General features: G+C 29.8%; 14 protein-coding genes and 1 riboswitch. Of the genes, 5 read left to right on the top strand and 9 right to left on the bottom strand.

Features of this window, described 5'->3' with window-relative positions; all coding sequences use genetic code 11:
• Nucleotides 1-138: 138 nt before the first annotated feature.
• The 3 genes from LQE93_RS10605 to LQE93_RS10595 form a co-directional block, all read right to left on the bottom strand.
• Nucleotides 139-1,194: an ABC transporter substrate-binding protein gene (locus tag LQE93_RS10605; protein ID WP_231073531.1), complete on the bottom strand. Its 1,056-nt coding sequence runs from the start codon at nt 1,192-1,194 to the stop codon at nt 139-141.
• A gap of 112 nt (nt 1,195-1,306) precedes the next feature.
• Nucleotides 1,307-1,834: a hypothetical protein gene (locus LQE93_RS10600; RefSeq protein WP_186839458.1), complete on the bottom strand. Its 528-nt coding sequence runs from the start codon at nt 1,832-1,834 to the stop codon at nt 1,307-1,309.
• A 96-nt stretch (nt 1,835-1,930) separates the two neighbouring features.
• On the bottom strand, nt 1,931-2,308 hold the full coding sequence (locus LQE93_RS10595) for a RidA family protein (protein ID WP_231073529.1): 378 nt from the start codon (nt 2,306-2,308) through the stop codon (nt 1,931-1,933).
• Between the two features lie 257 nt (nt 2,309-2,565).
• Here LQE93_RS10595 and LQE93_RS10590 point away from each other — a divergent pair, with 257 nt between their 5' ends.
• On the top strand, nt 2,566-3,588 hold the full coding sequence (locus LQE93_RS10590) for a branched-chain amino acid aminotransferase (RefSeq protein WP_231073528.1): 1,023 nt from the start codon (nt 2,566-2,568) through the stop codon (nt 3,586-3,588).
• A 43-nt stretch (nt 3,589-3,631) separates the two neighbouring features.
• On the opposite strand, the gene LQE93_RS10585 is transcribed toward LQE93_RS10590, so the two are convergent.
• The 4 genes from LQE93_RS10585 to LQE93_RS10570 all read right to left on the bottom strand — a co-directional run bounded on the left by LQE93_RS10585 (nt 3,632) and on the right by LQE93_RS10570 (nt 8,188).
• Nucleotides 3,632-6,880 (bottom strand): ABC transporter permease, encoded by a 3,249-nt coding sequence (locus tag LQE93_RS10585; RefSeq protein WP_231073526.1) that lies wholly within the window; start codon nt 6,878-6,880, stop codon nt 3,632-3,634.
• A gap of 2 nt (nt 6,881-6,882) precedes the next feature.
• Nucleotides 6,883-7,587 (bottom strand): ABC transporter ATP-binding protein, encoded by a 705-nt coding sequence (locus LQE93_RS10580; RefSeq protein ID WP_055267737.1) that lies wholly within the window; start codon nt 7,585-7,587, stop codon nt 6,883-6,885.
• A gap of 220 nt (nt 7,588-7,807) precedes the next feature.
• Nucleotides 7,808-7,981, bottom strand: coding sequence for a (2Fe-2S)-binding protein (locus LQE93_RS10575; RefSeq protein ID WP_055267735.1), 174 nt, complete (start codon nt 7,979-7,981; stop codon nt 7,808-7,810).
• 18 nt (nt 7,982-7,999) lie between these two features.
• Nucleotides 8,000-8,188, bottom strand: a complete 189-nt coding sequence (locus LQE93_RS10570; protein ID WP_055267734.1) for a ferredoxin — start codon at nt 8,186-8,188, stop codon at nt 8,000-8,002.
• A gap of 212 nt (nt 8,189-8,400) precedes the next feature.
• Here LQE93_RS10570 and LQE93_RS10565 point away from each other — a divergent pair, with 212 nt between their 5' ends.
• Nucleotides 8,401-9,072: a manganese catalase family protein gene (locus LQE93_RS10565; protein ID WP_231073524.1), complete on the top strand. Its 672-nt coding sequence runs from the start codon at nt 8,401-8,403 to the stop codon at nt 9,070-9,072.
• Nucleotides 9,073-9,131: 59 nt separating this feature from the next.
• On the opposite strand, the gene LQE93_RS10560 is transcribed toward LQE93_RS10565, so the two are convergent.
• Nucleotides 9,132-9,917 carry a formate/nitrite transporter family protein gene (locus LQE93_RS10560; RefSeq protein ID WP_055267730.1) on the bottom strand — a complete coding sequence of 262 codons (786 nt, stop codon included), beginning with the start codon at nt 9,915-9,917 and terminating at the stop codon, nt 9,132-9,134.
• 245 nt (nt 9,918-10,162) lie between these two features.
• Nucleotides 10,163-10,264: riboswitch (purine riboswitch) on the top strand.
• Nucleotides 10,265-10,294: 30 nt separating this feature from the next.
• Between LQE93_RS10560 and ade the strand changes: the two genes are divergently transcribed.
• Nucleotides 10,295-12,034 carry an adenine deaminase gene (ade, locus tag LQE93_RS10555; RefSeq protein WP_231073522.1) on the top strand — a complete coding sequence of 580 codons (1,740 nt, stop codon included), beginning with the start codon at nt 10,295-10,297 and terminating at the stop codon, nt 12,032-12,034.
• A gap of 214 nt (nt 12,035-12,248) precedes the next feature.
• Here ade and LQE93_RS10550 read toward each other — a convergent pair whose 3' ends face one another.
• Entirely contained in the window at nt 12,249-12,650 is a 402-nt protein-coding gene (locus LQE93_RS10550; RefSeq protein ID WP_231073520.1) for a C-GCAxxG-C-C family protein, read from the bottom strand.
• Between the two features lie 195 nt (nt 12,651-12,845).
• Here LQE93_RS10550 and dusA point away from each other — a divergent pair, with 195 nt between their 5' ends.
• Nucleotides 12,846-13,880, top strand: coding sequence for a tRNA dihydrouridine(20/20a) synthase DusA (gene dusA, locus LQE93_RS10545; protein ID WP_231073518.1), 1,035 nt, complete (start codon nt 12,846-12,848; stop codon nt 13,878-13,880).
• Between the two features lie 174 nt (nt 13,881-14,054).
• Entirely contained in the window at nt 14,055-14,522 is a 468-nt protein-coding gene (locus tag LQE93_RS10540; protein ID WP_055267722.1) for a hypothetical protein, read from the top strand.
• Nucleotides 14,523-14,550: the final 28 nt, after the last annotated feature.

The raw sequence follows: 14,550 nt of genomic DNA, 5'->3' as shown, positions 1-14,550 counted from the left end.
TCCTTAGTGAATCAATTTTAATACATATTATATACTAAAATATTTATTTCTACTATATATATAACACTTTATTCACATTTATTATTATACTTTTTAAGAATAATTTCTATACTGACCTTTTCCCTTTGCTATAAGCAGTTAGTTTTTAACTTCCATCCACACATCTTGATATAATTTTAATTCATCTTGATTTAAATACTTATACCCTTCACATTTATCTAATATCTCTTGTGGCATATATGCATTTGGATTATTCTTAACTTCATCTTCTTGTTCATCAATAGCTTGCTTTTGTGGAGATGTATATCCAATTTCATCAGCAGTTCTAAATGCTATATCTTTATCACACATAAAGTTTATAAACTTTTCTGCACCTTCAACATTCTTTGCATCTTTTGGTATAGCCCATGAATCTAGCCAATAGTCTGCACCTTCAACTGGGATAACATATTTGAACTTTCCATCTTCAGCTTCTAAGTTTAATCCTTCACCTGACCATATCATAGCTATTTTCTTTTCACCACTTCTCATTAGGTCTAAAACTTCATCCGCCCCATAAATAGGATTTACTTCTTGCTTTTGCTTAATTAATAATTCCTTTGCTTCTTCTAATTGAGCAGGATCTGTTGAGTTTAATGAGTACCCTAAAGTCTTTAATGCAACTCCAATAGTATCTCTTATATTATCAAACATAAATATTTCATCCTTATATTTAGGATCAAATAATGCTTGCCAGCTAGTTATATCTTCATCAACAGTTTCAGTGTTATATATTAAACCTATTGTTCCATTCATATATGGTACTGTGTAATCATTATTAGGATCATATGGTTTACCCATATCCCCCTCATTCATATTTACTATGTTTGGAATATTATCTTTATTAATTTTTTGAAGCATATCTTCCTTTATCATTTTTTCAGCCATATCATCTGAAACTAATATTACATCATAGTTTACCTTACCACTAGACACCTCTTGATACATATACTGCATATCATCAAAAGTAGTCTCATTAACTTTTATACCTGTTTCTTTTTCAAACTCTTCAAATACACCTTCTGCTGCATTTGCTCCGTAGTTTAAAACATTTATTTCTTGCTTAGATCCTGAAGAGCCACATCCAGCAAATAGCCCTACTGAAAGTATAGCAGTAGCACAAATTGATAGTAATTTAATTTTTCTTTTCTTCATTTTTCTTCCCTTCCATTTGTATCTTATTTTTTAAAACTTATTAATATAATATTATACAACTTTATAATTTACTATATTTTTTAAAAATAAAAAAGCCTATACGGCTTTTTTATCAAAATTCATTATCTGCATCATTTTCTATGCTATTTAATGTAGCTTCACCTCTAGATATCTTTTTTGCTTTCTTATATAGCATTACCATTGGAACAATCATTACTGGTATTATAAAACACCCAACAATGAACCAAGCTGGACTTATTTCATACTTTTTACCTATAACTAAATAGCATTGTATAGATATAATAATTGATACTATACTTATAGCAAATGATATTAGGTTAAATATTACTCCTGTATCAAAAAAGTTTCTGATAACAGTACTTGCCATTGATGCAATAAAAACAAATAAAAAATTCATATTCTTTTCAGCTAATCTTAACATTATATAACTATTACCTACTGGTATCCAAGCTAACCAATTATTAGGTATACTCTCAACTTCAGCAGCTTTATAATAAGCTATACCCGTAAAAATATAAACTATTACTCCAAATAATAGGAATCCTAATAAAAATATGAAAACTATTCCTAAAAATATCCCTAAAGCATCTAAAGCACTGTAAATTTCTAATATGTCCATTTCTCCACCCCCTCTTAATTATTAATTAAACTCATCCTACAATATGAGAATGAGTTTATCATTTAAACTTTAACTATATAAATATAGCTTTGTTTTTTATAAATGTGCTATTGCTTCTATTTCTATTAATGCATCCTTTGGAAGCTTTCCAACTTCTACGCAGCTTCTTGCTGGAGGATTTGCATTAAAGAATGTTGCATATACTTCATTTACTGCTGCAAAGTCATTTATATCCTTTAAAAATATAGTTGTCTTAATTATATTTTTTAAAGATGTACCAGCTTCTTCTAAAATAGCTTTAACATTATTCATTGATCTTTCAGTTGCTTTTTTAATATCTGTTTCCATTTCTCCTGTTGCAGGATTAACTGGTATTTGACCTGATGTATAAACTAGCTCACCAATTTTAACTCCTTGTGAGTAAGGTCCTATAGCAGATGGGGCTTTTGCTGTTGAAATAATTTCTCTCTTCATAAATTTTACCTCCATGATATAAATCATATTTACACTTATTATTGTACCATATTCTTCAATAAAATTCTCATATAGTTATTCTATTTCTCTATTCTTTATATACTAATATTAAACCCTTAATATTTTTTCAATTAATATAGTATTTTTTATCATATAGTCAGTATAATTTTGTATAAATAAATACTTTTATGTTAATATTTCGCTTATTCGTTATTAATGATAAAATGATGAATAAAATAAATAAAGGGGCGATTTAAATGAATAAAACTGTAAACATTGATTGGGGCAATCTTGGATTTAATTATATTAAAACTGACTATCGTTACATTTCATATTGGAAGGATGGAAAATGGGATGACGGCAATCTTATAGAAGATAATATGTTAACAATAAGCGAAGCATCAACTGCATTACACTATGGACAACAATGTTTTGAAGGACTAAAAGCCTACAGAACAAAATCAGGAAAAATACAATTGTTTAGACCTGATGAAAATGCTAAAAGAATGAATAACAGCTTAAGTAAGTTACTTATGCCTGAAATACCTGTAGATAAGTTTATAGATGCTTGTAAGCAAGTAGTAAAAGCAAATGAGCACTTTGTACCACCTTATGGTACTGGTGGGACCTTATACTTAAGACCTTTCGTAATCGGAGTAGGTGATAATATAGGTGTTAAACCTGCAACGGAATATATATTCGTTGTATTCTGCTTACCTGTAGGTAATTATTTTAAGGGTGGTATGACTCCATGTAACTTTATGATTGCTGACTATGATAGAGCTGCTCCACATGGTACTGGAGCTAACAAAGTAGGTGGAAACTATGCTGCATCTCTTCAGCCTCATAAAGTAGCTGTTGATAGGGGTTTTGCAGATTGTATATATCTAGACCCTGCAACTAGAAAAAATATTGATGAAGTTGGGGCTGCTAACTTCTTTGGAATAACTAGAAACAATAAATTTGTTACTCCAAAGTCATCTTCTATACTTCCAAGTATAACCAAGTATTCATTAATGCATATTGCCGAACATTACTTAGGTATGAAGGTTTATGAAAGGAACGTTCCAATAGATAATCTAGATGAATTTAAAGAAGCTGGCGCTTGTGGAACTGCTGCTGTAATAACTCCAATTGGTGGTATTGAATATAATGGTCACCTTCACGTATTCTATAGTGAAACAGAAGTTGGTCCTGTAATAAAAGAACTTTATAGAATCCTTTCTGGAATACAATTTGGTGATATTGAAGGACCGGAAGGCTGGATTTTTGAAGTTTAAAAGTTAAAATAAAAAAGTTGCTATTAAAGCAACTTTTTTTATTTTAGTCTACTGATTTTAATGATTCTACCATTTGTACCTTTTTAAGCTTAAAGTACATTGCCCAGTTTACTAATAAAGCAAATCCTACTGTTAGTAATCCTGCATATACATAGCTGATTGTATTAATACTTCTACCGAACATTACATAATCCATTTCTACAGTAACCATAATAAATTGATGCAATACTACACCAAGTACTAGTCCTGCAAACATTCCAACTATTGTTAATAATACATTTTCTCTGAATATATAAGCTGCTACTTCTTTATCATAGAACCCTAAAACTTTTATTGTAGCTATTTCCCTAATACGCTCTGAAATATTAACATTTGTAAGATTATATAGAACTATAAATGATAATGCACCAGCAAATATAATCATTATTAATACAATAAAATCTAAAGATTCTATAGTGTTATTAAAATTGTCTCTTACTCCAGTATTACTTACAACTCCTGATACACCATCCTGATTTACTAATCCACTAGATACAGCATCAGCCACTTCACTAGTAGAGTTATTTAATATAATATAAACTTCATCTGGAGTAGCTTTTCTATCAAATACTTTTTCATAATAATCAGGAGTCATATAAATATAGTGTTGTATATAGTTTTCTACTATTGATGCTACCTTAGCAGTTCCTGTTACATCATTACTGTTAGTTATAGTTATTTTATCTCCAACTTTTACACCAAGCGTCTTTGCAATCTTTTCTGTAATAGCTATTCCATCATCATTTAACTCTATTGCTTCTCCAGAAGTTCTATTTTGAAGATGAACAAATTTATCAAATGCATTTATATCTTCTGGGACTATAACATCTAAATCTTTACTTACATCATTAGCTTCAATCTTACACATCTCACCTTTAACAAATAATAAATCTTTAATATCCTTTTGATTATTAATATAAGATGTTAAATCATTTTTCTTAAGAGTATTTATATTATTTTCTAAATTAACTGATATGTCATACTTATTTATTACTCCAAATTGCTTTTCTACTACAGTTTTTATGGAATCTTTTAATCCAAGTCCTGCAAGTAATAAAGCTGTGCTTCCTGCAATACCTATTACAGTCATCAAAAATCTCTTTTTATATCTAAATATATTTCTGATTGTAACCTTTCCAGTAAAATTAAATCTATTCCATATAAAAGGTATTCTTTCTAGTAATATTCTTTTTCCTTCCTTAGGAGCTTTTGGCCTCATAAGAACTGAAGGTGTCTCTCTAAGTTCAATCCTACATGCAGAATAAGTAACTAATGTAGTTAATCCAACTGCAACAACTGCTGTTATAATTGCTAGCGGAATATCTGTAAAGAAAGTCATAGAAGGCATTATATACATAATATTATACGCATCATATATTACTTTTGGTAAAAATGTAAAGCCTACTATGATACCTAAAACTGATCCTATTAAACTTGCTAATAAAGCATATACAATAAATTTCTTTGCTATATTTCCATTACTGTATCCAAGAGCTTTCATAGTACCAATATTTATTCTTTGTTCATCTACCATTCTTGTCATAGTAGTTAAACATACTAATGCAGCTACTACTAAAAAGAATACAGGAAATACATTTGATACCTTATCTATACTATTTGCACTATTTTCATAATCAACATATGAATAATGAGAATTTCTATCTAATATATAAAGACTTGGTTTTTCTATTTTATTTATTTGATTTTCTGCATCTTTAAGCTTTTCTTCTGCTTTTAAGAGTTCTTCGTCTGCAAGCGCTTTATTTTTCTCGTACTCAGCTTCCCCCTCTGCCAATTGAACTTTACCATTTTCTACTTCTACTCTAGCATTTGACAGCTGGATTACACCTTCGCTCTTTGCACTTTGAAGTGTTGCTCTTGTTGCATCTAATGTAGCTCTTGCAGTATCTAACTGAATCTTTGCATCTGCTAATGCCTGTTCTTGATTATAAAACTCTGCCTTTTTACTTTCTAGCTCTGCTCTACCTGTATTTATTTTATCTAAAGAATTTGTAACAATAAGGTCTATAGCTGATAATGCAGTTTCTAACATTATTTTTTCTACTTCACTAATGTTAGGATCATTCAACTTATTCTCAATTTCAGATTTTTTTTCAACCAAAATCGCTATTTTATTTTCAGCTTCTACTAAAGCTGCTTCAGCTTGATTGAAGCCTTCTTCCGCTGCTGCTTTAGCATCATTGAACACTTTTAATCCAGCTTCATACTCCGCTTCTTTCTTAATTAATTGGGATTCTCCACTAGCTAATTGAGATTCACCATTAGCTATCATTGTATTTAACTCTTCCTCTTTATTATCTATTTCAGTTTCTGCATTTAATAATTGAATCTTTGTATCTTCAATTTGAGATTTAGCATCACTTAACTGCTTTTCTACTTCAGCCTTCTTTTCTTCATATTCTTTTTTACCTTTATTTAATTCTTCAATAGCTACATCTTTTATCTCGTTGTATCTTCTATCAACTATTACGTCTGATTTATCTTCAATAGCTTCTTTAACTTTATCTACTACATCAAAATATTCATCTTTATATGAATTAAGCTCCTTTGCATCTCTTACAGTGACGTATATATCTGTATATACCTCCATATTAAAATCTGATTCTGGAATATACATAAATGTACTAACACTTCCACTACCAATAGTTGTACTACCAATTTGGTCAGATAAATAATATGGTGTTTCTATAATACCTACTACTTTATACTCTTTGACATTTAAAGAATTAGTTATATCTTCTTCTTTTCCTGACTTTAAAGATAGCGTATCTCCAATATTAATTTTTCCATCTTTAAACTTTCCCTTAGCAACAACACACTCTCCTGATTTTTCTGGCAATCTTCCCTCAACTACATTTAATCTATTAATATAGTCATCATTACTATCACTTAAATTAGATATAGGCATACTTTGAACTCTAATAACAAATTCATCATTTCCTACCTTTGTTAAAGCATCCATTGTATATTCAGGATATGCTCCTAATACACCATCTATTTTCTTTATATCTTTTACATCTTCATCTGTTAATCCTAATGTTGATATTATTCTTAAATCCATTAAGTTATAATCATCATAATATTTGTCAGCAGATCCTTTCATATCTAATGGAGCTATCTTAACTCCTGTAAAAAGCATTACTCCTAATGCAATAATAGATACAATAGAAATAAATCTACCTTTAGTCTTCTTGATATCTCTAAATATATCTTTCCATAATGCATTTTTCATTTTTACCACTCAATCCTTTCCACTGGGACAGGATTTTCATTTATACTCATTCTTTTTACTTTACCACTCTTAATTTCGATGATTTTATCTCCCATCGGCGTTAAGGCTAAATTATGAGTAATTATAATAACCGTCATTCCTTGTTCTCTACAAGTATCTTGAAGAAGCTTTAATATCGCTTTTCCTGTATTGTAATCTAATGCTCCTGTTGGCTCATCACAAAGTAACAATTTAGGATTTTTAGCTAATGCTCTAGCTATAGCAACTCTTTGTTGTTCTCCACCAGATAGCTGAGATGGAAAGTTATTTTTTCTCTCACTTAATCCAACTGCATCTAGAACTTTATCTATATCAAGAGGGTTCTTACAAATTTGAATTGCAAGTTCAACATTTTCTCTTACAGTTAAATTTTGAACTAGATTATAAAATTGAAACACGAATCCTATATCATCTCTTCTATAAGTAACTAGTTCTTTTTGAGAATATTTACTTACCTCATTGTTATCTACTATTACCTTACCAGATGATACAGTATCCATTCCCCCTAAAATATTTAGTATAGTACTCTTACCAGCTCCACTAGCACCTGCAACTACAACAAATTCACCTTTATCAACGGAAAAGTTTACACCACTTAACGCTTCAATTTCAACCTCACCCATTTTATATACCTTTTTTACATCTTTAAATTCAATGTAATTACTCATAAGTTTCCCCTCCATGCATAACTTTATCATACGACATATTTAAGTATACAATACTTATTTTCCTTCTACAATGAAGTTAACTATTATTAATATCATATTCATAATTTATAAATATTTTGGAGAAATTATATCTTTTATACAATTAGTAGCTTATCTATTCTTATAGAAAAAAGACTAATTTAACTTTCTTTAAAAGTTAAATTAGTCTTTATGTAAATTACTATTTATTATTTTCGATTATTAATTCAATCTTACCTTTACATCTTCCACCACGGCATCCACCAGCACCTGCACCAGTAGCTTCTTTAACTTCTTCAAAAGAAGTAGCTCCATTCTTTACCGCTTCAACGATTTGTTCTTCTGTTATTCCTCTACATAGACATACTTTTGACATTTATAATACCTCCAAATCTTATTCTTCTATTGATATAGCTTGTACAGGACATCCATCACAAGCTTCTCTAACTGAATCTTCTAATCCTGATTCTACTTCACCTTCTATAGCTACTGCAACTCCAGTATCTAGTGAGAATACATCACTGCATAGTCCTTCACATAAACCACAGCTTATGCAAGTATTTTCATCTACAAATGCTCTCATTTTTTAAGTCCTCCTATTAAATTCTATTTTCATAATAATTATCTATTAATAATGATTATTTGTCAATATCAATCCATACTATTTTAGTCAACTTTATTTTTTATGAATCATTTTGCAGCTCATCTATTATGAGATGCTTCTACATAAAAATATTTCTTATGAGGATACTAATTATTGATATATAAAATATAAATTTAGGAGCTGATAATCTTATGTTTAAACATGAAAAAAAATTATTACATGAAGTAAAAATTGAAAAACCCAATCCTCAATATGCTGTTCTTATGCAAGAACAACTTGGTGGAGGTAATGGTGAGCTTAAAGCTGCTATGCAATATATATCTCAAAGCTTTAGAATTAAAGACCCTGCAATTAAAGATTTATTTTTAGACATCGGCGCAGAAGAGTTAAGTCACATGGAAATGGTTGCTCAAACTATCAATCTGCTAAACGGTCATGATGTTGATTATAAAAGAGTAGACGTTGGAGAAATTCAAACTCATGTTATGTTTGGTTTAACTCCAGGACTAGTTAATTCATCTGGAGCTCCTTGGACTGCAAACTACGTTACTGTAACTGGTGATTTAGTAGCTGATTTACTTTCTAATATCGCTTCTGAACAAAGAGCTAAAACAGTTTATGAGTACTTATATAGACAAATTTATGATAAACATGTAAGAGAAACTATAGACTTCCTTTTAAATAGAGAAGAAGCTCATAATGCTTTATTTAGAGAGGCATTAAATAAAGTTAAAGATACTGGATCTAACCGTGATTTTGGTGTTACAGAAGATTCTAAATTATATTTTGATCTTTCATCTCCTGGAAGACATTTTGATAACCCTAATCCTACACCACCAAGCTTCGATAACACAAGAAGATAAATATAAAAGAAAATGACTGTTGCTTTTATTGCATACAGTCATTTTCTTTTATATTTATTTTATTTTTCTTTTTTCTTCATACTTATAAAGTAATATGGTAATCCTACAAACAATATTCCACCAACAAAGTTTCCAAGTGAAACCCAACCTATATTATGTATATATCCCATAATGTTAACATCAACTCCATGAGGTAACATTAACCCCATAGCTAGGAATCCCATATTAGCAACACTATGTTCAAATCCTGCTGTTATGAACGTAAATAAACACCAAAATATCATTAAAATCTTAGCAGTTTCCTCTTTTAACTTGTAACACATCCAAGTTGCAAGACATACTAAAACGTTACATAATAATCCTCTTAAAAATAATTGCATTCCTGGAGTTGCCATTTTAGCAGAAACATTGCTTACTATAAACTCTCCAATATATTCACTTTTCCCTGTAGCAAGACCAGCTTGTACATATAAGAATGCCCCCATAATCCCGCCTAAAAGATTACCAATCCAAACTGCAATCCATATTCTAACTGCATCTAACCATGTAACTTTCTTTTTTAATGCTCCCACAGTCATAATCATTGCATTACTTGTAAAAAGATCTCCACCAGCCATGAATACAAGACTTAAAGCAACACCAAATGAAGCTCCCATTAATATCTTATAAGTTTCATTTCCAGCATGATGCATAATTCCACCTATAGAATAAATTAGCATAATTCCTAAGCTTACTAAGAAACTTCCCATCATTGCTGCTACTATGTACTTTAACTTACTGTCTTTATACAGTCCAATTTTCACTTCTGCAGAATGAGCTAAATTATCAATTTCCTTTGAATACATATCCGCACCTCTTACTAAATTTTATCTGTGCTATTTATATCCCCTATATTTTTTCGCACATATTTTATAATATAACTTTTATGATACTTTTTCAAAGTTAGACATTTCCTATTATTTTTCTTAATTTAAAATATTCTTTTAAGAAACCGTTTAACTTATTATATATTCACATTTTTTTGAATATATATTATTAATCGTGGATATTTTTTTAAAATTTTTCTTTGACATTAATTTCTTATCTGAATATAATGGTTAACAATAACCTTCGTATAAGCTTAATAATAAGGTTTAAGCGTCTCTACTATATCACCGTAAATGATATAACTATGAAGTCTCTGGATCCACGAAGGTTAAGAATAATTTACGAGGTGGATTTAATGAATAAAGATTTATTTGTAAAAACGATTGAGTCTTCAGCTAAAAGAAGACCTTGCGATTTAGTTATTAAAAATATTACTGTTGTAGATGTTTTTCAATGTTCTACTTTCATTTCTGATGTTGGAATATCTAATGGATATATAGTTGGATTAGGAGAATACTCTGGTACTACTGAGATTGATGGTACAGGTAAATATATATGTCCAAGCCTTATAGATAGTCATGCTCATATCGAATCATCACTACTTACTCCAAAGGAATATTATAAATGTGCATTACGTCATGGTATTACTTCTATGGTTATAGACCCTCATGAAATTGCAAATGTATTTGGCAAAAAAGGTATTGATTTTATGATTAACTCTAGCAAGGATATACCTTTTGACTTTTACTTTATGCTTTCATCCTGTGTACCAGCTACATCTTTTGAAAACTCTGGTGCTATATTAAATAGTTCAGATTTAAAGCCATACTATAAAAATAAAAACATTCTTGGATTAGCAGAAGTTATGAATTATCCTGCAGTTTTAAACTGTGAAGAAGATATGATTCAAAAGCTTTGGGATGCTAAGGAGAATAATGGTGTAATAGATGGTCACTGTGCTGGTTTTAATAATGACATGGTTAATATCTATGCTACTGCTAATATTAGAACTGACCACGAAAGTGTTACTTATGAGGAATTAATAGAAAAGGTTAGACGTGGAATGTACGTGCTTATAAGAGAAGGTACTGTTGCTAAAAATTTAAAGGACTTAGTTCACGGAGCTTCAATTTTTAATAGTAGACGTCTTTGCCTTTGCACTGATGATAAGCATATAGATGATTTAGTTATGAATGGAAGTATTGATAATTCAATAAAGCTTTGTGTAAACAATGGTTTAAAATCTGAAATAGCGATTCAAATGGCTACTCTAAATCCTTCAGAATGCTACAACTTAAGAAATAAAGGTGCTATAGCCCCTGGTTATGTTGCTGATTTCTTGATATTAGATAGCTTAGAAGATTTCTCAATAGAATCAGTTTATAAGAATGGAACTCTTGTTGTTAAAAACAACGAATTATTTAATATGCCTGATGAAATTGTTGAAGAAGTAAATCTTCCAACAGCAATGAATATAAAAGAGTTAGCATCTGAAGACTTAAAAATAGATATAAGTAATAAAGACTTTATAAATGTAATAGAGCTAATTCCTAATAAATTAGAGAGCAATCATTTAAAGATTAAAATAGATAGTTTAAATTTAAAAGATGAGTTTACTCCGCTAGTAGATGAAAATGACCTATTAAAGGTTTCTGTAATGGAAAGACATAATAACACTGGAAATATTGGTCTAGGAGTATTAAAAGGCCTTAAATTAAACTCTGGAGCTATTGCAACAACTATTACTCATGACTCTCATAATTTAATAGTTGCTGGAACTAATGATTCAGATATGATCTTTGCAGTAGAAGAATTAAAGAAATTAGGTGGAGGAATAATTGTAGTTCAAAATGGGAACGTACTATCTTCTATAAAACTTGAAATTGGTGGAGTAATTACAGGTAGAAAAGCTGAAGAAGTTATTCAAGACTTAGCTAAGCTTCATGATGCTATAGACATAATCTCTCCAGATATAGATTTTAATCCATTTTTAACTTTATCATTCCTAGCACTTCCAGTAATTCCTTCACTAAAAATTACTGATAAAGGTATATTTGATGTTGAAAAATTCAAATTTATACCAGTAGCAGAATAAATAAATTGCATACTAAGTGCACAGTCCCAAAGTCGACTTCGTCGAGTCCAAGAGTGCCTACGGCAGTCCAAGAGATTTACTTCGTAAATATCCAATGGCTCCTTTAATTCTAAATTATTACTCATGGATATTGTAAATCTCTTGGCCATCACAAAGCGATATCTTGGACTTTGACGAAGTCAAACTTTTGTCCAAAGTGCTTCGCACTTTATTTCTATTCTGCTAAAAGTTCTTCTAGTATTTCAGCTGCATCTTCTACACACCCTCTGCAAGAACGTAATACATTTCCTGTTGTAATACCCTTTAAGTCCTTGCACATTACAGAAGTATTTTTCTCCTTAAATCTTCTCTCAATCTCATGTAAAAGTTCCTCATCTTCTTTAATCCACTCTGCTGGATTATCAGGATTTATATTACCTTTTAAATAATTCACTATAACATAAGCTCCCATAACGGCTCCACATACATTGTACGCCCCACCACTATACTTTCTAACTATACTTTTCATAGTTTCATCATCAACATCTACTAAATCACAAAAGGCACATGCTACAGCTTGTGAGCAAGTGTATCTATTGCTGTGTAATTCTATTGCTTTATTTTTTCTCTCACCCATATTAAGACTCCTTACCTTTCATTTTGTCACTTATAATTATATACACTAACTTTGATATTGTCACTTTGCTACTAATTATCCCTTTCTTTCAATATATATAATGGTAATTATTGCGAAAGCTTAATTTATTATTATGAATATTTTAATGTGATATAATAAATCATAAATAATCTGATAAAAGAAAGGAAACAAAAGATGGAAAAATATACTTCAAATATACCTACCCCTAAAATTAGTATTGCTCCTATGGTTGATAAGTCTCATAGGCATTTTAGATATTTTTGCAGAATCATGAATAAAGAAGCTCTACTTTATACTGAAATGGTTACAGCTCAAGCAATAATAAATGGTGACTTAGATAAAATATTATATTTTAGAAAAGAAGAAGGTCCTATAGCTTTACAAATAGCAGCATCTAATGCTGAAGATGCCTATAAAGCTTTAAAGCTTGCGGAAGGTTTTAATTATACTGAGATAAATTTAAATTGTGGCTGTCCATCTGATAGAGTTTCAGGAAACCTAATGGGTGCTGCTTTAATGTCTGACAAAAATTTAGTATATGAAATTCTTTCTGCTATGAAGGAAGCAACAAATAAACCTGTAACTATTAAACATAGAATTGGTATTGATGGAACTGGAGTTATTACTGATAATAATAGCAAAATAATAATGGAAGGCTATGAAGATTTATTAGACTTCTTAGATACAGTTTCTAAAGCAAAACCAGATAGATATACAGTTCATGCTCGTTCTGCTATATTGAAAGGCTTAAGCCCAAAAGATAATAGAGAGATTCCTCCTCTAGATTATGAGATGGTATATAAACTTAAAAATGACTTTAATTATTTAAATATTGAAATTAACGGCGGCTTTAAGACATTAGATTCAATTAAAGATGCACTTACTAAGATTGATGGAGTTATGATAGGTAGGGCCTCATACGAAGATTGCTATCTTTTAGCTAACTTAAATAAACTTAATGATGAAAATATAAAGCCTATTTCTAGAGGTGATATAATTAAATCTTATATTCCTTATGTAGAAGAAGAGCTTGAAAGAGGAAGTAATGTTCACTCACTAGCTGCTCCACTTCAAAGCTTATTCCAAGGTCAACCTGGTAGTAGAAAATTTAAACAATTAATTTCTTCATCAAATGTAAAAAGAGAAACTTTAGTGCCTCTTTTAAATAATATCCTTGAAGTTATGCCTCAAGACATACTTTGGAAGTAAAAAAACATAATCGTAAGCAAGCTAACTAAATATTTTTTTAGTTAGCTCTTATTATATTATTATCTTTAATTTATTTCTAATCTTAATCCAATTTCCCAAGCCTTCTGTTCTATTAATATCTTGTAATGTATAAGATAGTATTATATCCAATTATTTAATAAAGGAGAATTTTAAATGATTAGAATCAACTTTAAAAATTTTAAAGGTTTTAATGATTCAAAAGTAACAGATGCTAACGGAAAAGAAATTATTAATTTTGAAAAAGTAAAAGCATTACCTACACGTGCATGCTATTCTATTGTTAACGCTAATCATGAAAAAATAGGAAGGATAGAAAAAAGGAGATATAATTTTGGGTTAGTTGATTTACCTCAAATAATTATATCTGTAAATAATGATAAAATTGAAATACAAAAAGATATGAAAGAATTGAAAGAATTTTATGAGATTAAAGGAAGTAATTTTTCGATTAGCGGTAATTGGGATGGTCCACAATTTAATATTTCCAAAAATGAAAAAGTATTGGCTTCGGTTAATGTGCAAAAAGAAGAATCAGGAGGTACTTATTTAGTTGATATTATCGACAAAGCAAATGAAAACCAAGTTCTATGTATATTATTCGCATTAAGCTGGATTAGATAAATAAAATTAAAGGTAGGCACTTGCCTAC

Origin of the sequence: Clostridium sp. NSJ-145, from assembly GCF_021044725.1 — a bacterium.
GTDB classification, from domain to species: Bacteria; Bacillota; Clostridia; order Clostridiales; family Clostridiaceae; genus Clostridium; species Clostridium disporicum_B.
The sequence above is the reverse complement of the archived record's forward strand: the minus strand, read 5'-3'. Positions and strand labels throughout refer to the sequence as shown.